The sequence below is a fragment of the Arenibacter catalasegens genome, assembly GCF_002909235.1.
In the GTDB taxonomy this organism is placed as follows: domain Bacteria; phylum Bacteroidota; class Bacteroidia; order Flavobacteriales; family Flavobacteriaceae; genus Arenibacter; species Arenibacter catalasegens.
Genome location: NZ_PHQQ01000010.1, coordinates 49,822 through 72,116, shown reverse-complemented (window position 1 = coordinate 72,116; position 22,295 = coordinate 49,822). Strand labels below are relative to the sequence as shown.

The window sequence follows — 22,295 nt, the reverse complement described above, 5'->3', positions numbered from 1 at the left end:
CCACAAGTTCCCGATTCTACAAAAGTAGATTCTATGCGTGTCGACTCTATGCGTATAGACACCATTGTTATAAGGACCTTGCAGGATAAAATAAAATATATTCCCCGTGGTGCAGACCTAACCAATCCAGTAGTTTCCTTTAATCGCACTAAACCTTTGGAAGAAAAATACAGGCGTTTTAGAATACCTTCTTTTTGGGAAAAAGAAAATAAAATTGGATTTAATTTTAGCGAGGTAGCTTTTGTAAACTGGAATGCAGGGGGAAACAATTCCATCTCCGGTTTGGCCAGCGCGAAATTTGTGCGAAATTATAAATTTCGATACGTTCAATTAAATAACATTTTAGATATCCGATATGGCCTTAATGCCCAGGAAGGGTTCAAATTAAGAAAGTCCGATGATGCACTGCGGTTTTCTTCCACTTTCGCGTTTAGAAGGGACACCATTAGTAATTGGTATTATTCCGCTAGCGCAGAATTTAGAACACAGTTCTCCAATGGTTACAAATATCCCAATAGGGATAAACCAATTTCCAGATTTATGGCTCCCGGCTATTCCTTGTTAGGTGCTGGTACCTCATATATACCGGAAGGTAAGAAATTCAACCTGCGTTTAGCCCCACTTACTTTTAAAGCTACCTTTGTCCTGGACCAGACCTTGGCAAATGGTGGAGCTTTTGGAGTTCAAAGGGCACTGGTGGATACTGATGGAAACATAATCAAGGAGGGTGAAAACGTTTATCTCGAATTTGGTTTTTTGGTCTCTAACAGTTGGGAAACCATGGTTTATGAAAATGTAAAATTGAACCATCGGCTACAATTATACTCGGACTACGTCAAAAATTTCGGAAATATTGATGTGGACTGGGAATTAAACTTGGACTTAACGGTAAACAAATACGTAAAGGCCTCCATAGGCACCCATGTCCTATATGACCACGATATTATATTCGACGAGGTAAAGGCTGCAGATGGCACCATTACAACCCCTGGTAAACGCAAAGTTCAGTTTAAACAATTACTAGGTGTTGGTTTGGTATATGATTTCTAAAGCTGTTTTCCCATAATCTTATTATGAATATGTACCGCAGCGCTGTCCGACAAACTGGCAACATAACAACAGGTATTCAATAAAATTGAGTATGTGGAATCTGGTATTTCCCGATAGGGTTCCGGCAAGGTAGAAATCATTAGTCGATCGTAATTGGAACTGTTTCCTTCCTTTTTCCTAATCAAAGCCGTGGTATATACATCCAAAATATCTGAGATGATCTTATAACCGGCAATTTCTTTTTCAATAACCTCTTGAGACTGGTAGATTTTCTGTACACTTAATTTAATAATATCCTCAATTTGGGCCTTGAACTTACTTTTCTCCATTAAGGAAACCGAAAACTCCCCTTTTAGAATGGCTTCTTCGTTTTCAATAAAAATAGCAATAGCATCCGAAATTAATGTATTGATTGCCAATGCCCTTAAATAGCTCAGACGATCTTCCATAAAGATCAAATCATTATACTTTTTTATATTGATACTGTCCTTAACCAACTTAATCAAATATTCCAAGGCATAATCCTCTGAAATAAGCCCTAGGTTTATTCCATCCTCAAAATCAATAATAGTATAACAAATATCATCCGCAGCTTCCACTAAGAAGGTAAGTGGGTGTCTGCAAAAACCTACATCCCTTCCCTGTCCCCTTGGTTCCAATCCCAGTTCAACGGCCACCTCCTTAAAGGTGTCAACGTCTTGCTGAAAAAAACCAAATTTCTTATCCGCAATATGTTTGGTTGGTTTTTTGGGTAAGGATTCTTTTGGATATTTCATAAAAGCACCCAAAGTTGCATAGCTCAGGCGCAAACCGCCGTCTACCCCCTTGCGGGTCTCAGTTAATAACCTGTAACCATTGGCATTTCCTTCGAAATCTATAATATCCTGATATTCCTTTTGGGATAGGGCATCCTTAAATTGTTGGCCCTTTCCCGTTTTAAAATATTCCCCAATCGCTTTTTCACCACTATGTCCAAAGGGTGGGTTTCCAATATCATGTGCCAATGCTGCAGCAGCTACTATAGCGCCGAAATCATTAAACTTATAGCCGTGTATCTCACCAAGATAGGGATGGATTTCCAAAATTTTCTTCCCAGCAATCCTACCAAGGCTTCTCCCCACCACCGAAACTTCCAAACTATGTGTTAGGCGGGTATGGACAAAATCGGTTTTGGACAGCGGAATTACCTGGGTCTTATCCTGTAAACTCCTAAAGGCGGTAGAAAATATAACCCTATCGTAATCCACCTCAAAACCCAATCGAGTTTCATCCTGTTCTTTTCTTATTCTTTTATGGGTATCACCAAAGCGTTTCAATGATAGTAGCTGTTCCCAATTCATAATCTAATTTTAGTTGCCGCAAGATACATTTTTAGCAATTCAACACATAATAAAACCCTATTGCACATTAGGTAACCCAAAATAATCAGGGTCATTTTTAACAATAAATTAAACTTAAGATTACAATGGGCTAATTAGTAATCCGCATCTTAGCATTAGTCTTTAGACTATTTCGGTTTCATTTTAACTATTAGTTTTTGTCGACTATTGATTTGAAATCTGAAGCTACCTCTGGCCAAGGTAGCTTTTTTATTTAAAGTAATATTGTTTCTAAGTTAACATTAAATTAACACTTGTATTGGTACTTTGCCGTCGACAAAAACTAAAGTAATATGAACATGAAATGTTTAGCCTTTGGGCTAATTATATGCTCATTTTTTACCTCCTTTTCTCAGGAAACCAATTCCGAGGAATTTGGCAAGGGACTTTTTAATTTAATGGGTAAGGACAGTACTTGGAGTGCCAAGATTGCTGCTAGAATGCAATTTTTGAGTAGCACGTCTTGGACTGAAAATTCTAACGGCAACTACACGGACCCTCAATTCAATGCGCTTATTAGAAGGGCAAGGTTAAAATTTGATGGATTTGTATATTCACCTAAACTTCGCTATAAACTAGAATTGGGATTGTCCAATAGGGATATCTCAGGTGCTTCTCAATATACCAGTGACGCTCCACGATATATACTGGATGCCGTAGTAATGTGGAATTTTTATCAAAACTTTGAACTTTGGGTGGGCCAAACCAAACTCCCCGGCAATATGGAACGGGTTATTTCCTCAGGTAACCTACAAATGGTAGACCGCTCAAGGTTAAATAGCCAGTTTACCCTAGATCGTGAAATGGGATTACAACTTAGGCACTTCACCTACCTAACGGATTCATTTTTAATGCGGGAAATAATCGCCATTTCACAAGGGGAAGGAAGAAATGTAACCACAGGAAATTTAGGAGGGCACCAGTACACCGGACGTCTGGAAATACTGCCTTTTGGTGAATTCAAGAGTAATGGCGAATACAGTGGTGGCGATCTAAAAAGGGAAACATCTCCAAAATTAATGCTGGCCGCTACTTACAACCTTAATTTAAACGCTGTAAAAACCAGAGGTAATCAAGGGACTTATATGGTTACAGATTTCGGTTTTCACCAAACCAATATCAACACATTATTCCTTGATGCCATGTTTAAATACAACGGATTCTCCTTCATGGCAGAATATGCACATAGGGATACTGAAAACCCCTTTGCAGCAAATATCGACGGTTCCTTGACCGGGGATGTGGTTCAAAAAGGCCATGGATTAAATCTACAATCCGGATATCTGTTTCGCAGTAATTGGGAGATTTCAGGTAGATACACAAACATAGAATTAGATAAAAATATTACGGGTATCAATCCAGAAAACCAATACACCTTAGGACTTTCAAAATATATTGTAGGCCATAAATTAAAGGTACAAACAGATATTAGCTATCTATCTGTTATGAATGGCTCTGATGAATTAATGTATAGGCTACAATTGGATGTTCATTTTTAGCCAAAAATATAACCTTAAGATAACGTTACGAACCTAGAGACTTTAGATATTTGCAAACTATTTTTATAAGATAATGGACAATTTATATTTATTAATGATTATTGCCCTTGCCTTCCTGGCAATAGCAGATTTGGTAGTTGGGGTTAGTAATGACGCCGTTAATTTTTTAAACTCCGCAATTGGTTCCAAAGCCATTTCGTTTAGGACCATAATGATTGTAGCCAGTTTGGGTATAGCCATAGGTGCCATTTTTTCCAGCGGTATGATGGAGGTAGCCCGAAAGGGAATCTTTCATCCCGGTGAATTCATGTTCAGTGAAATCATGATTATTTTCATGGCTGTCATGATAACCGACATCTTGTTATTGGATTTTTTCAATACGGTAGGGATGCCCACTTCTACTACAGTATCCATTGTATTTGAACTATTGGGCGCATCAGTTGCCATGTCATTTATTAAAATAGCCTCAAGTGGGGGTGATTATATTGATATATATAATTATATAAACACTTCTAAGGCCACTGAAATAATTATGGGCATACTGCTTTCGGTCGTTATAGCCTTTTCAATTGGGGCCTTGGTACAATATTTATCCCGTATACTGCTTTCTTTTGACTTTAGAAAAAAAGCAAAAATTATAGGAGCACTCTTCGGAGGTATTGCTTTGACCGCAATCACCTATTTCATACTTATTAAGGGTTTAAAAGGCGCCACTTTCGTAAGTGCTGATGTTCTGGATTATATAAAAAATAACACCAGCACCATTATTATTGGAAGTCTTTTTCTTTGGACACTTACATCATACCTTATTTCAGTAGTTTTGAAATACGACGTTTATAAATTAATCATTATTGTTGGAACATTTGCCTTGGCACTTGCTTTTGCAGGGAACGATCTTGTTAATTTCATAGGTGTGCCAATTGCCGCATGGCAGTCCTTTGAAGCTTGGCAGGCCTCGGGTATCCCAGCCAATGAATTTAGTATGACGGTGTTGGCAGAAAAGGTTCCTACGCCAACTATTTTGTTATTCGTAGCGGGAATGGTTATGGTTCTTACCTTGTGGTTTTCCAAAAAAGCACGTTATGTAACCCAAACAGAAATAAACCTGTCCAGGGAAGGTGAATCAAAGGAACGCTTTCAGCCAAATTTTCTTTCTAGAGGTATTGTAAGATCAGCTATGGCTCTGTCTTCTGTTACATCCGCTCTTTTACCAAAATCGTTACAGGAAAAAATAGATTCCAACTTTAAAAAGCCAGTTATAGCACTTTCAAAGGATAAAACTTTTGAAATGCCTGCTTTTGATATGGTAAGGGCTTCTGTTAACTTGATGGTTGCAGGGATCCTTATTTCCTTGGCCACATCATATAAATTGCCGCTATCTACCACTTATGTTACATTTATGGTGGCAATGGGTTCATCTTTGGCCGATAGGGCTTGGGGAGCGGAAAGTGCCGTTTACCGTGTTGCAGGGGTATTGAATGTTATTGGTGGGTGGTTCTTTACAGCCATTATCGCCTTTGTTTCTGCTGCGGTAATAGTTTCACTTATCAATATTCATGTTCCGTCCATGGTGGCCATTCTATTATTGCTTGCGGTTCTTCTACTGGCAAGGAACTACATTTCACACAACAAAAAATCAAAGGAAATAAAAGCTGAGGATAGTCTACGAAAGGCCGAAAGCAGTTCTATCCAAGGGGTGATCGAAGAAAGTGCAGACAATATTTCCAACGTTGCCAAAAGAAGTAATAAAATATATACAAACATCATCGACGGCCTTGCTAAGCAAGATTTGGAGCTTCTGAAAAAGAATAAAAAAGGTGTTGGTAAACTTTCTGATGAAATAGACGAATTACGAGACCATATATTCTATTTTATTAAGAATTTGGATGAGGCCAGTGTAGGGGCCAGTAATCTATATATAAACATTTTAGGGTATCTGCAGGATATGGCCCAATCTTTGGAATATTTAAATAAAATTAGTCATAAACACATCCACAACAACCATAAAAAATTAAAATACAACCAAATTAAAGAACTAAAAGAAATAGATCTTGAATTACAAAAATTGTTAGGTGCTACCAAGGAGGCCTTTGGAACCAGATCTTTTCATAGAATTGGTACCATTTTTGCCAGTAAACAAGCATTACTGGATATGGTTTCTCAAAAAATTGAAAAACAGATAGCCAGGACACGTACTGAAGAATCCAGTCCTAAAAACACTACTTTATACTTTACTTTTCTTTTGGAAACAAAAGATTTTATTAACGCAACAATGAACCTTTTGGAGCTTTACTACAAGGAACACGACAGCACGGTTAAGCCTGCAAAACTAGAAGTCTAGTAGGGTCCATAATTTAAAACCATTGAATGAAATTCTTGTTCCTGCTCATCACTTTTGGTTGTACCGCATGTAGCATTGGGCAAAATATTACGGGTATGGAACTTTTGGAAAAGGCAATAGCTTATCATGACCCCAAAGGCAACTGGAATTCCTTTAAAGGTGATTTTACGGTAACTATGAAATCTCCCAAAGGAGATAACAGAATAAGCCAAATTGCGATTAATCTGCCCGCGTCCTATTTTAAATTGATTACCAATAAGGAGGGTAACACCTTAGAACAAACCGTGGACAAAGGCGACTGCATTTTAAGGCTTAATGGCAGTGCCAATATTTCGGATACGGATAGGGCAACTCATAATATTTCTTGTGAACGCTCTAAAAAGATGAAGGATTATTATACCTATCTCTATGGTCTACCAATGAAACTAAGAGATCCCGGGACCATAATTGAGTCCAATGTGGAGACAAAGACCTTTAAGAACAAAGAATATTTGAGACTCAAAGTAACGTATTCCGAAGAGGTCGGGAAAGACACTTGGTATTTTTATTTTGACCCCTCAACATACGCCATGGAAGTCTATCAATTTTACCATGATGAATCCAAAAATGATGGGGAGTATATATCACTTTCAGGCGAAGAAATCATAAATGACATTAAAATGCCGAAGACAAGGGCGTGGTATTACAATAAAAAAGATCAATATTTAGGAACAGATGTCTTGGGTAAAAATACCCTATAACCTATCTATAGAAGTTCATTTCGTCTATATAATTCCAAACTCCTTCTGGCAGCAAAGGTCTAATGTTTTTACCCAATTTATGTTGTGCCCGAATAAACGTTGAGGATATTTCCATAATAGGGGCCGTAACATGATGTATCTTGGCATGACCTTTAAACCTATGCTCCACTTCCCCTTCTGAAATCCTAGGGTATACAAAAATGTCATGATTCTTCAGAATAATCTCATAATTCTTCCATTTGTGCAGGCCTTTTAAATTGTCCTCCCCCATAATCAAACAGAAATCATGACCCACATCATATTTTTCCTGTAAATAAACTAAGGTATTCACTGTATAGTTGGGTTGGGGTAGCTCAAATTCTATTTTACTTGGTTTTAATTTGGGATAGTCCTGGGTGGCCTCGGCTACCAATTGATACCGATGATGATTGTCCAGCAGTGTTTTTTTTGTTTTAAAAGGACTTTGAGGGGTTACCACAAACCAGACCTCATCCAAGTCAGAAAACTCCACCATATGATTGGCAATCACCAAATGCCCTATGTGAATTGGGTTAAACGTACCGAAATAAAGTCCTATTTTTTTATTCATGAGAAACTTGATTCAGTATCATTTTTTTTGCTAAACATTCTAGAATTAATTCGTCCGTTCAAGGTTGAAAAAGCTTATTCTATTTTATTTATAATTTCAACACCTACAAAATCCGCCACCAACTTATGTGCCTCATTTAGTGCCGTATCCAAGTCGTAATTCTTGATAACTGTATCAAATTGCGGAGCAGTGGCCAATTCTACAGAGGCTTTCGCAATACGCATATTTATTTTATCCTCAGATTCCGTACTGCGCTTTTTCAATCTAATTTTAAGCTCATCTACACTCGGAGGCTTCACAAAAACCGCAAGGGTCTGTTCTGGAAACTTCTTTTTTATTCGCAAACCTCCAACAACATCAATATCAAAGATTACATTTTTCCCCTCGGCCCAGAGTCGGTCTACCTCACTTTTTAAAGTCCCGTAAAAATTATCCCTATACACCTCTTCCCATTCCAAAAAATCATCCTCTTTAATATGTTTCTTAAATTCGGACAAGCTCATAAAATAATAATGTTCACCATTTTTTTCCTTTCCACGTCTAGGTCTGGAAGTGGCCGAAATTGAAAATGCCAGATTAAGTTCTGGCTGATTTAAAAGATGTTTCACTATGGTTGTTTTTCCACTACCAGAAGGGGCAGAAAAAATAATTAATTTTCCTCCTTTCATTACAAAACATTAAGCATTTGTTCTTTGATCTTTTCCAATTCATCCTTCATCTGCACCACCAACTGTTGCATGGGGGCAAAATTAGCCTTGGAACCAATAGTATTTATTTCCCTTCCGATTTCCTGACTAATGAAACCCAGTTTCTTACCGTTGGAATCATCAGATTTCAACGTACTGGCAAAATAATCCAAGTGATTAAGCAAACGAACCTTTTCTTCTGTAATATCATATTTCTCAAGATAGTAAATAAGCTCTTGTTCAAAACGATTCGCATCCAAGTCGGCCTTTAGGTCTGCTACAGCCTTTTCCAGCCGTTCTCTTATCGTTAAAAGTCTGTCTGGGTCCATTTGTGCAACCTTGTCCAATAAACCTTTGAGAGTGCTTATTCTTGCTTCAAAATCAACCTCCAAGACCTTTCCTTCCTCTGTTCTAAAAATATTTATTTCCTTTAGTGCCTCTTCAAGCGACTCTTTTATAATCTTATATTCGTCCTCATCTATATCCTCCCGTTCCGTTTTCATAGTATCGGGCATGCGCATAGCGATTTCCAATAGGCTCATTTCATTACCGGAAACAATATGACCCAACTGTTTCATATATTGTCTAACCACTACTTCGTTAACCTCCGAAGTGGTCTCAGCACCCGTATTTTCAATATATAGACTAAAATCTATTTTACCTCTGACCAAGGAACCGGCAATCGTCCTTCGCAATTCCAATTCCTTTTCCCGGTACGTAGAGGGTATCCTGGCATTTAAATCAAGACTTTTACTATTTAGAGATTTGATTTCAATGGTAATTTTTTTCGAAGGAAGTTGTATAACGTGCTTCCCAAACCCTGTCATAGATTGGATCATAAATTGTTTTTAAATTTTGATAAAGGTAAATAAAATTGGGATTTGTATTCTTCGATGGACAAGTACAGTGCAAAGTCAATCATTAAGGCCTTTAATGCTAATTTGAACTCTTCCATTCTGGATTGGTGCTCACTCTTTAATCGCTTCCCGATTCTTCATGCCTTTTCTGCTGCGATAGCCATAAATGTGAATATGTATGTAGGAGGGCATGTACAACGAACCAGGCAAAAAGTAAAAACAGCAAACTGGGTGCCTTGTTTCCAATGATAAACACCCATTCCATCTAAAGTTCCCTTACCCAGATATTCCTATAACTTACCCTACTATTGTCCCCATGATCCTGCAGTTTTAAAGGACCTTTTCCATGGGCTGGATTTTTGGGCCAGCCAATATAAGGAGTGGTTCCCTTAATTTCAACATTGTCCTGCACAAGGACACCATTGTGTATTACAGTTACAGTTCCCGATTTAATCTTTTTCCCGTCTTTATTGAATTCCGGTGCATGATAAATAATATCATAGGTATTCCATTCCCCAGTGGGCACAGATGCCATGGCAAGGGGGGTATGTTGCTTGTATACAGACCCCACTTGCCCGTTTACATAGGTATCGTTATCATTGTTGTCCAAGACCTGTACCTCGTACAAGCCCTGAAGAAAAACACCACTATTACCCCTACTTTGTTGTTTTCCCTGAATTTCTGCAGGAGATTTCCATTCAAGATGCAATTGCATACTCCCAAAGTTTTGTACTGTCTGTATATCCCCTGTCTTGTTGTTGACCGTCATACTACCGTCCTTGTTAACAATCCACTTGGCTGCTGTACTGTCTTTAGTAGTAATCCAATTGTCCAAATTTCCTCCACTAAAGAGAATAATAGCATCACTGGGAGCTCTCTTAATGGGATCAAAAGGATTTACCACAGGAGGAACCGGTTTATAAAATTCGGTCCCCTCCGGAGTTGTTGGTTCTGCACCTGAGTATTCCCCATGTACTACAATTCCTTCCTCAATTTCCTTTGAATCTTTTAGCTCCAATGTATCCTCCGCAACTTTTTCTTTACAGGCAAAAACCAAAATCAATAGAAAGAAGGTATAAACAAGTCTCAATTTCATATACTTAATTAATATTGGATCAGTCCAATGTTTTTATTTTGATGCCTTTAAAGTACACCTTGTCCCCATGATCTTGCAATCCAATTCGTCCGGTCATATATTTACCAAAATGCTCTGATCCTTTAAATTTGGATTTGGCAATCATGGCCTCCCATTCCTCACCATGAACAGGGAAAGAAGCTACCTCTGTACCATTCAAAACTACATTACCTTTATTGGTTTTATGGTTTATGGTAATTACACAGGTATTCCATTCCCCAACCGGTTTTGTGGCATCTATACTCGGGGCTATCATGTCATATAAAGCACCGGCCTGATGGGTAGTTCCATTTTTGGCGTCAGGGTGTTTTTCATTGTCCAATACCTGAATTTCTGGCCCAGAGTGGTAGGCTTCCGGCAGGCTTTGAACTTCCTTAACTCCCCAAAAAATACCACTGTTCCCACCCTCTGAAATTTTCCAGTCTACGGATAGTACAAAGTTGGTAAAGTCTTCCTTGGTTACTAAATTGTATTTCTCTCCCTTTTTGCGGTCCTTGGGTGGATAGTACACCATGGCACCGTCCTCAATCTTCCATGCATCCCCAACACCATCTTCCAAATACCGTTTCCATGCATCAAAATTGGTCCCGTCAAAAAGTACCTGCCATTCCCCTTCAATAGGAGCTTGTGGAGGTGGAGTTCCTTGCTCAGAATTAGTCATGGGATCTGAGTCTAAGTCCATGTTCTTTTTATCCGTTTTATCCTTACAGCCAACAACCATAACAGCTATCAAGGCACTGAAAATTAATTTTTTCATTTTCTTCTATATTAATTTTATATTCCTAATATCTTCTTCAGTACTGTTTTATCTATTGCAGCGCCGGCAAAATCATCAAAGGTCTTTTCTGTAGCCTCTATGATATGGTCTTGGATAAACTTGGCTCCTTCCCGTGCCCCTTGTTCTGGACTTTTTATGCAGCATTCCCATTCCATTACTGCCCAAACATCACAGCCATACTGTGTTAATTTAGAGAAAATGGTTTTAAAATCTATCTGTCCGTCGCCTAGAGAGCGATATCTTCCAGCCCTGTCTCCCCAATCGTTAAATCCACCAAAAGCACCCTTCTTACCAGTTGGGTTAAATTCAGAATCCTTAACGTGAAATGATTTTATGAACTCATGGTAATGGTCTATATAAGCAATGTAGTCCAATTGTTGAAGTACAAAATGGCTTGGGTCGTAAAGAATATTGACCCTTTTGTGATTTCCGGTAGCAGCTAAAAAGCGTTCAAAAGTATCCCCATCATGTAGATCTTCACCAGGATGAATTTCGTAGCATACGTCCACACCTTCCTTGTCAAAATGATTTAGGATAGGCAACCATCTTTTGGCCAGTTCTTCAAAGCCCATTTCTACCAATCCCGCTGGTCTCTGTGGCCATGGATGGGCCGTATGCCATAATAAAGAACCAGAAAAGGTGGCATGCGAATTAAGACCAAGTCTTCTACTTGCTGTAGCTCCTTTTTTAACAGTATCTACTGCCCACTCGGTACGGGCCTTGGGATTATTTTTTACTTTATCGGGCGCAAAATTATCAAACATCAAATCGTAAGCAGGATTCACTGCCACTAATTGTCCTTGCAAATGCGTAGACAACTCCGTAATCTCAAGTCCGTAGGAATTTATCTTTCCCTTTAATTCATCACAGTAGGTCTGACTCTCGGCAGCTTTATCCAAATCGATAAGAAAATCGACCCAAGTAGGTATTTGAATTCCCTTATATCCCAAATCGGATGCCCATTTACACATGCCATCCAATGAATTGAATGGTGCTTTTTCATCTACAAATTGTGCTAAAAATACTGCCGGCCCTTTAATTGTCTTCATTTTAAATTTTATTAAGTGTAATTGAAAATAACCATTGTTAACATTTAGGATAAAAATCCTATATTTAATGTTTGTAGCCTATGCCTACAAATGCGAAGTCATAAATATAGGAAAAGCATCAGAATTAATACAAGAAATATAGAATGAATCAAAGTGAAATATTTGATGCCATTGTTGTAGGTACCGGAATTAGTGGAGGTTGGGCAGCTAAAGAACTTTGTGAGAATGGGTTAAAGACTTTGGTGCTGGAAAGAGGACGAATGGTTAAGCATATCGAGGATTACCCCACCATGAACGATGACCCCTGGGATTACCCATTAAAAGGCAAATTATCTAAATCGGATAAGGAGAAATATCACATACAAAGTAGGTTGAATTGGGCACCAGATCAGAGCAATAAGCATTTCTTTGTGAACGATTTGGAGCATCCTTATGTTCAAACCAAACGATTCGATTGGATAAGAGGATATCAGGTCGGTGGGCGTTCCTTAACATGGGGCAGACAGAGTTACCGTTGGAGTGACATTGATTTTGAAGCCAATAAAAAAGAGGGCATCAGTGTTGATTGGCCTGTTAGATATAGGGACATTTCGCCATGGTATGACAAAGTTGAAGAATATATAGGGGTCAGTGGTCAAGCCCTCGGGCTAAAACAATTGCCGGATGGCAAATTTCAACCCCCCATGAAATTGAATTGTGTAGAAGAAGACTTTCAAAAATCTATCGAAGAAAAATTTGACGATGGTCGTTTGGTGACCATTGGTCGTACGGCACACATTACAAATCCAAATGCAGATTTCGAAGGTCGTGGAGTGTGTCAAAATCGAGATAGGTGCTGGCGTGGCTGCCCTTTCGGAGGCTATTTTAGCAGTAATTCATCCACTTTGCCAGCCGCAGAAAGAACTGGTAATATGACGCTCAGACCCAATTCCATTGTGTACGAGGTCGTCTATGATGATAAAACAAAAAGAGCGACCGGAGTAAAAGTCATAGATACGGAGACCAACGAAAAAGTGGAGTTCAAAGCCCGTATTATCTTTCTTTGTGCTTCAGCCATGGCTTCTGTCGGTATTTTATTGCAATCAAAAAGTGAACGCTTCCCTAACGGTCTTGGAAATGACTCGGATGCCTTAGGTAGAGGGATTATGGACCATCATTATAAATTAGGGGCAACCGCTAAAGTAGATGGTTATTTGGACAAATATTATAAAGGTCGCCGTGCCAATGGTTTTTATATTCCCCGATTCGTAAATATGGACAAAAAGACCAAGCGTGATGGGTATATTCGTGGATTCGGATATCAAGGTACGGCCAGTAGAGGCGATTGGTCGGAAGCCATTGGGGAATTGGGATATGGAAAAGAACTCAAAGAAAGTATTCTAAAGCCCGGTCATTGGACAATCGGTGTTACCGGATTTGGAGAATTCCTGCCATATGACGACAACAGGGTCACCTTAAGCCCTACTGAAAAAGATAAATGGGGACTTCCACAATTGGCGTTTGATGTTGAATTCAAGGAAAACGAGTTGAATATGCGCAAGGATATCAAAAAAGTTATCGTAGAAATGTTTGAAGCGGCTGGATTTAAGGATGTACAGTCCTATGAGGAATCTTCCTGGCCGGGATTGGGCATACATGAAATGGGTGGCGCCAGAATGGGGCATGATCCCAAAACTTCCATCTTGAATAAAAATAATCAAGTGCATCTAGTTCCCAATGTTTATGTCACCGATGGTGCTTTTATGACCTCCTCCAATTGTGTAAATCCGTCATTGACTTATATGGCATTTACAGCCAGGGCGGCAAATCATGCAGCCAAACAATTGAAAGAGGGCAAATTTTCATAACATCCTTCGAGAAATAATTAATGTATTTTACCGTTACTGTTAAAACTTAGACCTAATTAGAATGGACAATGCTTCGGCTAGAAATATGTGGGGGGATTTTTTGGATGCCCACCTAGAATTTGCTTTTGTAGAAGCACCCAAAGTGCTTCACTTTAGCGACAATGAACAAGACGCAGACCACTTTGTGGGTTTAATTATAAAGGATATTAAAAAAGCGACCTCTTTTTCCTTATTGGGTCTTCAAAACCGAAAGGAGCCACTACCCAAAATAGGTGCTTTTATGATAATTACAGATTGGAACGGCAAAGCCAAGTGCATTATAAGGACTACCGCTGTAAAGCTGAAACCATTTTTCAGCATTACCAAAGATTATGTACAATTGGAAGGCATGGGCGACAAAAGTCTTGAGTACTGGAAAAAATACCATTGGGATTATTTTACCCGTGAACTGGCACCTTACGACCGTGTTCCCAGAGATAGTACCATCGTAGTTTGCGTGGAATTTGAAAAGGTGTACGGATAATCTCTTTAACTTAAAATATTTTCATAAAAAATGGCCGCAATTGCGGCCATTTTTATATCAATCAAATATTAATTATTTCAAATCGACCCAAACATTCCCATTTTTGTTGGACTCTACCGTGCTCTCAATAAAATCCAGACCACGTACACCATCCATCATTGTAGGAAATTCTCCATCGTTATATTTTTCACCTCTAACTGCCCTTGCAACACCTAAATAGATATTGGCCATAGAATCAAAAATACCTTCAGGATGTCCAGGAGGCAATTTAGTTCCATTCAAGGATAATTTGGAATTATATGCATGACCAGGCTTATATACCTGAAGGGGTTTATCATCACTTAAGACATAAAGATAATTGGGATTTTCTTGCTCCCATCTAAGGCCACCCTTTTCTCCGTAAACAGCAATGGAAAGTCTGTTTTCTTCCCCTGTAGCCACCTGACTAGATCGAATAACCCCTTTCACATGATTTCCCATACGGATCAGAACTGTACCGTCTACATCCATCTGGTTATCTTCATATAAATAATTGAAATCTGCCAAAATAGACTTTATGGCCATGCCGGTTGTATATTCGATCATATTAAAGGCGTGTACCCCAATATCTCCCATACACGAACTAATCCCTGCCTTTTTAGGGTCCAATCTCCAAACCGTAGACCGTTTAGCCTTATCATGTATGATGGAGTTGATCCATCCCTGATAATATTGTGCATCTACCTTGTGTACTTTCCCAATAGCACCGTCCTTTATCATCTCCCGCATTTGTCTAACCATAGGATACCCGGTATAGGTATGGGTAACCGCAAAAACAGTTTTGGCTTTTTCCAAGGTGGCCTGTAATATTTTAGCCTCCTCGTAGGTAGTGGTCATGGGCTTTTCACAAATTACATGAAACCCGTTTTCCAACAACTTTTTAGCCATTGGAAAATGCAAAAAGTTAGGGGTAAGTATTGAACATACCTGAATACGTTCTTCCTTAGGGAGTTTTAATTCCTCTTCCACCAAGGTATCAAAATCCTTATAAATCCTATTGGTAGGCACATCTATCTCCTCGGCAAAAGCAACATTCGCTTCAAAATCCGGGTTAAAAACAGCACCAACAATTTCGTAATTATCATTAATCTGTGATGCCACTCGGTGTAACACCCCAATTAGAGAGTCTCCTCCACCCCCTAGAATTCCTAATCTAATTTTTTTACCCATAATCTATTTATTCCTAATTACTCTTTATATTCTACTTCTTCGTTTTTAAAAAATATAGCGAACAGCGCCATAGCCGCTAGTGCAAAAATAGCAGGAAATGTCCAGATATCCGTCCAGCTGTGCAACCCTTCACTCAGTAAATAACTATCTGTTATTTTACCTGCAACCCAAAAACCTATCAACATCCCAACACCATAGGTAGCCAAGGTAATTAATCCTTGTGCCGCACTTTTAAATTTATCACCCGCCTTTGAATCCGTATAAATCTGTCCGGAAACAAAGAAGAAATCATAGCAAATACCGTGCAGGGCAATACCCAAAATTAACATAAAAGTCAAATCCCCGTTATTTCCATAGGCAAAAAGGAGATATCTAATTGTCCAGGCGAGCATTCCGGCAATCATGGTGTTTTTAAATCCGAATTTCTTAAAGAAATATGGCAACAGCAACATAAATAAAACTTCCGAAACTTGCCCAATGGTCATTTTACCTGTTGGGTTTTCCATTCCAACCTCCGACAAAAACGGATTGGCATTTTGATAATAAAAGGCCAAGGGAATGCATATTAGTATTGATGAAACAAAAAATATCAAAAAATTTCTATCTTTCAAAAGTTTCAGGGCATCCAGTCCCAAAATACTCGAAATCGATATCTTTTCATCAGTTTTGACTTTTGGAGGTGTTTTGGGCAACGTAAAACTAAAAAGTCCCAAAACAGCCGAAGCGATAGCCACCATTAAAAAGGTGTTTTTTAATAAGCCTTCTCCCCTGGAGGTTTCGGAGTCCCATAAAAACGCATAGCTAATTACTAATCCGGCCACTATCCATCCTATGGTTCCAAAAACCCTGACAAAAGAAAATTCTTTGGCCGGATTTTTCATCTGACTAAAGGAAATTGAATTCACTAGGGCCAGAGTAGGCATATAGAGTATCATATATCCAAGTACATAGGGGTAAAAACCGACAAAGTCCACGGCGGTATACATTTGACACATCATCACCGCTCCCAAAAGATGTAACACACCTAAAATTCGCTCCGCATTAAAATATCTATCGGCAATCAATCCAACTATAAAAGGAGCAATAATTGCCCCCCAGGATTGCGTTGAATACGCCATTGCCGCTTCTGCTCCAGTGGCCTGAAGGTTCTCCCCCAAAAAGGTACCAAGTGTTACGTACCAACCGCCCCAAATAAAGAATTCGAGAAACATCATAAAGGACAATTGCACTTTGGTTTTTACATTCACGGTTTAGAGGGTATATTTATCGCTTATAAAAAGCATAATCCATGACCAAAGGCTCAATGGCGTTATTTCTAAAATCAATGGAAATTTGCGCCCTATGATGGGTCGAATGGTTTATAATGTGAAACAACATATCTTGAATGGTATTAGTAAACAACCTTCCTTCGGTATTCTCATAATCCAATCGCTTTTCAAGATCATCCACATTGGTTATTATCTCAAAAGAGCTTCTTTGATTTTCGTAATGTATGTCTCCCCAATCCTTTGGAGATTGTAACTGAAAAACATCATACTCAATCTTTTTTCCAAGAATTCTAGCATTCCAAATATGATGGGCATTTAAAATATGACTGAAGAGCTCCATTGTTCTATCTGGAACATTTTCCAGCTTTTGGCACTCTTCAATCAATTTCTTATTGCAATAAAAGTTATAATCGAACAGCTGATTAAAAAAGGCCTTCATAGGATCCACTACTAATTAAGTTCCTTACCCGCCTTTATCAATAAATCCCTAGTAGCAAGAATTCCGTCCTCCTCGCCTAAAATACTACCTTCGTACTCCACACCTATATATCCAGTATAACCCGCATCCTTAACGATTTTAAGAATTCTAGGGTAATCCAATTTAGTTTCATTGCCATCCGCATCAAAATCGTGGGATTTGGCACTTACCGCCTTGGCATACGGCATTAATTCACTGATACCTTTATAATTGTCATATTCCTCGGCACATCCATCCTTTGATCGCTCAATACAGAAATTGCCAAAATCAGGAAGGCTTCCACAATTATCCATATTTACAGTTGCCATCACTTCGGCATGTAATGCGCCATTGGAAGACAAGCCCCCGTGATTTTCGACCAAAACATTAATATTCTTGCCTTTAGCATAAGTTGCCAACTTGGTAAGTCCGTCAACGGCATTCGCTTTCCACTCTTCCGGAACGCTGCTTCCGTTAAGGTTTACCCGAATTGCATGGCATCCCATTGCGGCAGCGGCATCCACCCATATCTTGTGTTTTTCAACGGTTTCATTTCTTTCTTTCTCATCGCTTACGGCCAAATTCCCTTGGCCATCGATCATAATCAATACATTTTGCAAACCGTACTTTTTTGCCTCTGCATTAGATTTCTCGACAAATGCAGCCATGGCCTCCTTGGAATAATTAGCTTTTTCCAACTCAGGGTTATATAATTGACTTACGTACTCGAGCCCGGTAAAGCCCCATTTTTTTGCCTTCTCCGCAAATGTATAAGGATCAACGTTATCATTACGTATCATTTTATGAATGGACCATTGGGCCAATGACAATTTAAAAAATGGATCTGCAACCTTCATGGATAACTCAGAGGCCTCCACATCCTTTGGCTGCTCCTTAGGAGCTTCCTTACAAGAAAAAACACCTATTAATAAGGCAAATAAAACTACCTTAATTCCATTGATTTTTAAATTTTTACACTTCATATCAGGTTTGAGATTAAATCCAAGGATTAACAATAACTATAACGTTATAGTGCTATAGTATTAATAAATATAGGGTTTAAATGTAGAAAATTAATTTTATATTTAATAAATTTATTAAATAAACAATTTCATAAATGAGCAAGATTTTTAACAATGAGGTGCAGGATTCTTATGATGCAATTGTCGTAGGTACGGGAATTAGCGGAGGGTGGGCCGCAAAGGAATTATGTGAAAAAGGACTTAAAACCCTGGTTTTGGAACGTGGAAGGATGATAAAACATATCGAAGACTACGAGACTGCCAATATGGATCCTTGGGACTTTCCGAATGCCGGAGAACCGACCAAGGCAGATGTTGAAAAACAACCTAAACAGAACAGAACTGGATATACCACAAATGCTGCAAGTAAAATGTGGTTTGTAAATGATCTGGAACACCCATATAACGAAATAAGGCGATTTGATTGGATGAGAGGTTACCACCTAGGTGGACGTTCATTACAATGGGGACGTCAAAGTTACCGTTGGAGCGACATCGATTTTACAGCCAACCTAAAAGATGGCATTGCAGTTGATTGGCCCGTGCGTTATAAGGATATTGCCCCATGGTACTCTTTAGTGGAAAACTATATTGGTGTTAGTGGGGAGGCACTTAATCTTCCTCAGTTACCGGATAGTGATTTTTTGCCCCCCATGGAAATGAATTGTGTTGAAGAACATTTTAAAAATAAAGTTACGGAAGGTTTTGACGACCGTGCCGTTACCATAGGTCGGGTTGCACACATAACCGGAACCAAAAATTTTGACGGACGTACCAAGTGTCAATATAGAAACCGTTGTATTAGAGGGTGTCCTTTTGGAGCTTACTTCAGTAGTTTGTCTTCTACCCTACCTGCGGCAGAAGCAACAGGAAACATGACATTACGTACAGATTCCATTGTACATGAGGTAATTTATGACCCTAACACCAAAAAAGCTACAGGGGTAAAAGTTATAGACCGGTTAACAAAGGAAACATTTGAATTTAAGGCAAAGGTAATTTTCTTATGTGCCTCCTCTATAGCTTCCACTTCGATATTAATGCAATCCAAATCCGATCGATTCCCGAATGGTATGGGGAATGATTCTGACCAATTGGGCCGCAATATTATGGACCATCATTTAGGGGTTGGTGCTTCCGGTAAATTCGACGGCTTCGAAGATAGGTACTACAAAGGTAGAAGACCTAATGGTATATATATTCCAAGATTTAGAAATTTAGGGGGAGATTCCAATAGAAAAGATTACAAACGTGGCTTCGGTTATCAAGGGGGAGCCAGCAGGGGTAATTGGGAAGAAACGGTTGCCGAACTCTCTTACGGAAAAGACCTTAAGGAAAATATACTTCAACCAGGAGGTTGGAGAATGGGCATCGGTGGTTTTGGCGAAGTGCTCCCTTATCAAGACAACAGAATGACCTTGGATTACGATAAACTAGATGGCTGGGGGCTTCCCACAGTAACCTTTGATGCCGACTTACAGGAAAACGAATTTAACATGCGTAAAGACATGCAGCAATCAGCTGTAGAAATGTTGGAAAAAGCTGGTTTACGTGATGTAGAAGGACATGATGGCCCAACCGGCTTAGGTTTGGGAATTCACGAAATGGGTACTGCAAGGATGGGACGCAACAGAAAAACCTCTGTGCTCAATGGGAACAATCAATTGCATGACGTACCTAATGTTTATGTAACTGATGGGTCATTTATGACTTCGGCCAGTTGCGTTAACCCATCATTAACTTATATGGCGTTCACTGCTAGAGCCGCTGACCATGCGGTAAAAGAACTTAAAAAAGGAAATATATAATGGATAGAAGAAAAGCAATTAGAAATATGGGACTGGCGTTGGGATACACCGTAGCCACCCCAACCTTGTTAAGCATTGTTCAAAGTTGTAAAAAAGACGCTGCAATTTTATGGACACCAGATTTTCTATCCTCTGCAGAGGGCTCCGTTCTAACCCATCTGGTCGACATAATACTTCCTAAAACCGATACCCCTTCTGCCTCTGAGGTACAGGTCCATATCTTTATAGACCGTTTGGCAGATCAGGTAATGGAAAAAGAACAGCAGGACATGTTAAAGATGACCATGGGGAAATTCTTGGATAAGGTCTTAAAGGATTCGGGCAAGACAGAGATTGCGGACTTAACTCCAAAAGAACTGGAACCGGTCTTGGCCAATGCCCTGAAGATTTCAAAAGAAGATCAGGTAAACCATTTCAAGGCAATAAAGACTTACACAGAAGCCGTAAAAGCTGGCAAAACGGACAACTTGAACGATGATATATCCAGATTTGCATTCGCAAATAATTTAAGAGATCTAACTATCTGGGGCTATAAGTCATCCGAATTGGTCGGCGAGAATGTATTATCATATTTACCGGTACCTGGGGAATACATTGGTTGCGGAGATCTTCAGGAACTAACCGGGGGAAAGGCCTGGTCACTTTAAATTATACCAAAATTATTATGCTAACGGAACTAGGAAGGCCAAAAGGCCACTTAGTTCCATTAGCATTCTTTTATAAATAAATTCAACCATATCCAAAAAATGAAAAGAAGAGATTTTATACAAAAAACAGCACTTACAAGTAGTGCCATTACAATTGGAGGTTCTTTGGCTTATGGAGCCAAACCTAATTTAGAAGCGAAGCATACGTTCAATTTAAAATATGCCCCCCATTTTGGGATGTTTAAAAACCTTGCCGGTGATGACCTTATTGACCAAATAAACTTTATGGCCGACCAAGGGTTTACTGCTTTTGAAGACAACGGCATGATGGGTAGGGACGTTGCAATGCAAACCAAAATAGGCGAAACCTTAGCCAAACGGAATATGACCATGGGTGTATTTGTAGTTGACAAAGGAGGTAATATGGCAAATACCCTCGCTGCAGGTAAACAGGAATATATTGATATCTTTTTGGACGGCTGCAGAAGAGCCGTAGATGTTGCCAAACGTGTCAATGCCAAATGGATGACCGTTGTGCCGGGTGGATTCGAAAGAAAACTGCCAATTGGTATTCAGGACGGCAATGTTATTGAGGCATTAAAACGAGGAGCGGAGATTTTAGAACCTCATGGCTTGGTAATGGTATTAGAACCTTTATCTGATTCTCCAGATCTATACCTACAAAATTCAGATCAAACCTATATGATATGTAAAGGCGTGAATAGCCCCTCCTGTAAAATATTGTTTGACATCTACCACATGCAAAAAACTGAAGGACATTTAATCCACAATATGGAACTTACATGGGATGAAATAGACTATATCCAAATAGGGGACAATCCTGGTAGAAAGGAACCTACTACTGGGGAAATTAATTACAAAAATGTCTTCAAATATATTCACAGCAAAGGATTTAAAGGAGTCTTGGGCATGGAACACGGCAATTCCAGACCGGACAAGGAGGGTGAGACGGCCGTTATAAATGCCTATAAGTCCGAGGATAACTTCTTGTAGTCCACAAATTTAACGTTGCTTTTAGAAAGTTTCCATCTTGCTTCTTCGTCAGAAGGGTAAGATGGAACTTTACATTTACACCTTAGCAGTCTACCTTATATTCTTCGCATTAGGAAGAATAATATATCACCATCATTTTAAAAAATGACAAGGATATGTTATGATAAATTATTGTATATAAGATAATTATAATCCAATTTCCTATTTCTCACGTATATAAATGTATAAACTATCTAATACGGGGCAAAATGGATAAGCACATCACAATTCTAATAATATATTGTATAGCGTTCCTTTGTGCGTTTGTACTAAAACCTTATATATCCAATAGATAAACAGCTTACAAGAATAATTGATTACAATTATATGAGCTAAGGCACTTTAGCTATTATAATAA

The 22,295-nt window shown here is 38.9% G+C and carries 20 protein-coding genes; 9 read left to right on the top strand and 11 right to left on the bottom strand.

Annotated features, from left to right (window positions below; translation table 11 throughout):
- Positions 1-33: 33 nt before the first annotated feature.
- Complete coding sequence (locus CWD90_RS09875; RefSeq protein ID WP_239986501.1) at positions 34-1,050, top strand: DUF3078 domain-containing protein; 1,017 nt, start codon at positions 34-36, stop codon at positions 1,048-1,050.
- Here the strand turns inward: CWD90_RS09875 and dgt are convergent.
- On the bottom strand, positions 1,047-2,390 hold the full coding sequence (gene dgt, locus CWD90_RS09870; protein WP_103475795.1) for a dGTP triphosphohydrolase: 1,344 nt from the start codon (positions 2,388-2,390) through the stop codon (positions 1,047-1,049). The two genes, CWD90_RS09875 and dgt, sit on opposite strands and share 4 nt — an antisense overlap.
- A 332-nt stretch (positions 2,391-2,722) precedes the next feature.
- On the opposite strand from dgt, the gene CWD90_RS09865 reads away from it, so the two are divergent.
- The 3 genes from CWD90_RS09865 to CWD90_RS09855 all read left to right on the top strand — a co-directional run bounded on the left by CWD90_RS09865 (position 2,723) and on the right by CWD90_RS09855 (position 7,009).
- Complete coding sequence (locus tag CWD90_RS09865) at positions 2,723-3,928, top strand: porin (protein ID WP_394335822.1); 1,206 nt, start codon at positions 2,723-2,725, stop codon at positions 3,926-3,928.
- 73 nt (positions 3,929-4,001) lie between these two features.
- Positions 4,002-6,269 (top strand): inorganic phosphate transporter, encoded by a 2,268-nt coding sequence (locus tag CWD90_RS09860; protein WP_103475793.1) that lies wholly within the window; start codon positions 4,002-4,004, stop codon positions 6,267-6,269.
- A gap of 26 nt (positions 6,270-6,295) precedes the next feature.
- Positions 6,296-7,009, top strand: coding sequence for a DUF6503 family protein (locus CWD90_RS09855; protein WP_103475792.1), 714 nt, complete (start codon positions 6,296-6,298; stop codon positions 7,007-7,009).
- 1 nt (position 7,010) lies between these two features.
- On the opposite strand, the gene nadD is transcribed toward CWD90_RS09855, so the two are convergent.
- The 6 genes from nadD to CWD90_RS09825 all read right to left on the bottom strand — a co-directional run bounded on the left by nadD (position 7,011) and on the right by CWD90_RS09825 (position 12,103).
- Positions 7,011-7,598, bottom strand: coding sequence for a nicotinate (nicotinamide) nucleotide adenylyltransferase (gene nadD, locus CWD90_RS09850; RefSeq protein WP_103475791.1), 588 nt, complete (start codon positions 7,596-7,598; stop codon positions 7,011-7,013).
- Between the two features lie 74 nt (positions 7,599-7,672).
- Positions 7,673-8,266, bottom strand: a complete 594-nt coding sequence (gmk, locus tag CWD90_RS09845; RefSeq protein ID WP_103475790.1) for a guanylate kinase — start codon at positions 8,264-8,266, stop codon at positions 7,673-7,675.
- Positions 8,266-9,123 (bottom strand): YicC/YloC family endoribonuclease, encoded by an 858-nt coding sequence (locus CWD90_RS09840; protein WP_103475789.1) that lies wholly within the window; start codon positions 9,121-9,123, stop codon positions 8,266-8,268. Before CWD90_RS09840 ends, gmk begins: the two co-directional genes overlap by 1 nt.
- Positions 9,124-9,406: 283 nt before the next feature.
- Positions 9,407-10,237, bottom strand: coding sequence for a 3-keto-disaccharide hydrolase (locus tag CWD90_RS09835; protein WP_103475788.1), 831 nt, complete (start codon positions 10,235-10,237; stop codon positions 9,407-9,409).
- Between the two features lie 19 nt (positions 10,238-10,256).
- Entirely contained in the window at positions 10,257-11,033 is a 777-nt protein-coding gene (locus tag CWD90_RS09830) for a 3-keto-disaccharide hydrolase (protein ID WP_103475787.1), read from the bottom strand.
- 17 nt (positions 11,034-11,050) lie between these two features.
- Entirely contained in the window at positions 11,051-12,103 is a 1,053-nt protein-coding gene (locus CWD90_RS09825; protein ID WP_103475786.1) for a sugar phosphate isomerase/epimerase family protein, read from the bottom strand.
- A 143-nt stretch (positions 12,104-12,246) separates the two neighbouring features.
- On the opposite strand from CWD90_RS09825, the gene CWD90_RS09820 reads away from it, so the two are divergent.
- Together CWD90_RS09820 and CWD90_RS09815 are read left to right on the top strand one after the other, a co-directional pair.
- Positions 12,247-13,950 (top strand): GMC oxidoreductase, encoded by a 1,704-nt coding sequence (locus CWD90_RS09820; RefSeq protein ID WP_103475785.1) that lies wholly within the window; start codon positions 12,247-12,249, stop codon positions 13,948-13,950.
- 61 nt (positions 13,951-14,011) lie between these two features.
- Positions 14,012-14,473 carry an ASCH domain-containing protein gene (locus CWD90_RS09815; protein WP_103475784.1) on the top strand — a complete coding sequence of 154 codons (462 nt, stop codon included), beginning with the start codon at positions 14,012-14,014 and terminating at the stop codon, positions 14,471-14,473.
- A 72-nt stretch (positions 14,474-14,545) separates the two neighbouring features.
- Here CWD90_RS09815 and CWD90_RS09810 read toward each other — a convergent pair whose 3' ends face one another.
- The 4 genes from CWD90_RS09810 to CWD90_RS09795 are packed head-to-tail and all read right to left on the bottom strand — an operon-like array spanning position 14,546 to position 18,390.
- Positions 14,546-15,682: a Gfo/Idh/MocA family protein gene (locus CWD90_RS09810; protein ID WP_103475783.1), complete on the bottom strand. Its 1,137-nt coding sequence runs from the start codon at positions 15,680-15,682 to the stop codon at positions 14,546-14,548.
- 17 nt (positions 15,683-15,699) lie between these two features.
- Positions 15,700-16,929 carry a nucleoside permease gene (locus CWD90_RS09805; RefSeq protein WP_103475782.1) on the bottom strand — a complete coding sequence of 410 codons (1,230 nt, stop codon included), beginning with the start codon at positions 16,927-16,929 and terminating at the stop codon, positions 15,700-15,702.
- A gap of 16 nt (positions 16,930-16,945) precedes the next feature.
- The gene (locus CWD90_RS09800; protein ID WP_103475781.1) at positions 16,946-17,389 is read right to left on the bottom strand and encodes a DinB family protein; all 444 of its coding nucleotides are present in this window, start codon (positions 17,387-17,389) and stop codon (positions 16,946-16,948) included.
- An 11-nt stretch (positions 17,390-17,400) separates the two neighbouring features.
- Positions 17,401-18,390, bottom strand: a complete 990-nt coding sequence (locus tag CWD90_RS09795) for a sugar phosphate isomerase/epimerase family protein (RefSeq protein ID WP_103475780.1) — start codon at positions 18,388-18,390, stop codon at positions 17,401-17,403.
- A gap of 134 nt (positions 18,391-18,524) precedes the next feature.
- On the opposite strand from CWD90_RS09795, the gene CWD90_RS09790 reads away from it, so the two are divergent.
- From CWD90_RS09790 to CWD90_RS09780, 3 genes are all read left to right on the top strand, one after another.
- Positions 18,525-20,237 carry a GMC oxidoreductase gene (locus tag CWD90_RS09790; RefSeq protein WP_103475779.1) on the top strand — a complete coding sequence of 571 codons (1,713 nt, stop codon included), beginning with the start codon at positions 18,525-18,527 and terminating at the stop codon, positions 20,235-20,237.
- Positions 20,237-20,884 carry a gluconate 2-dehydrogenase subunit 3 family protein gene (locus CWD90_RS09785; RefSeq protein WP_103475778.1) on the top strand — a complete coding sequence of 216 codons (648 nt, stop codon included), beginning with the start codon at positions 20,237-20,239 and terminating at the stop codon, positions 20,882-20,884. The genes CWD90_RS09790 and CWD90_RS09785 overlap by 1 nt, the downstream gene beginning before the upstream one ends.
- Before the next feature lie 99 nt (positions 20,885-20,983).
- Positions 20,984-21,898 (top strand): hydroxypyruvate isomerase family protein, encoded by a 915-nt coding sequence (locus CWD90_RS09780; RefSeq protein ID WP_103475777.1) that lies wholly within the window; start codon positions 20,984-20,986, stop codon positions 21,896-21,898.
- Positions 21,899-22,295 lie beyond the last annotated feature (397 nt).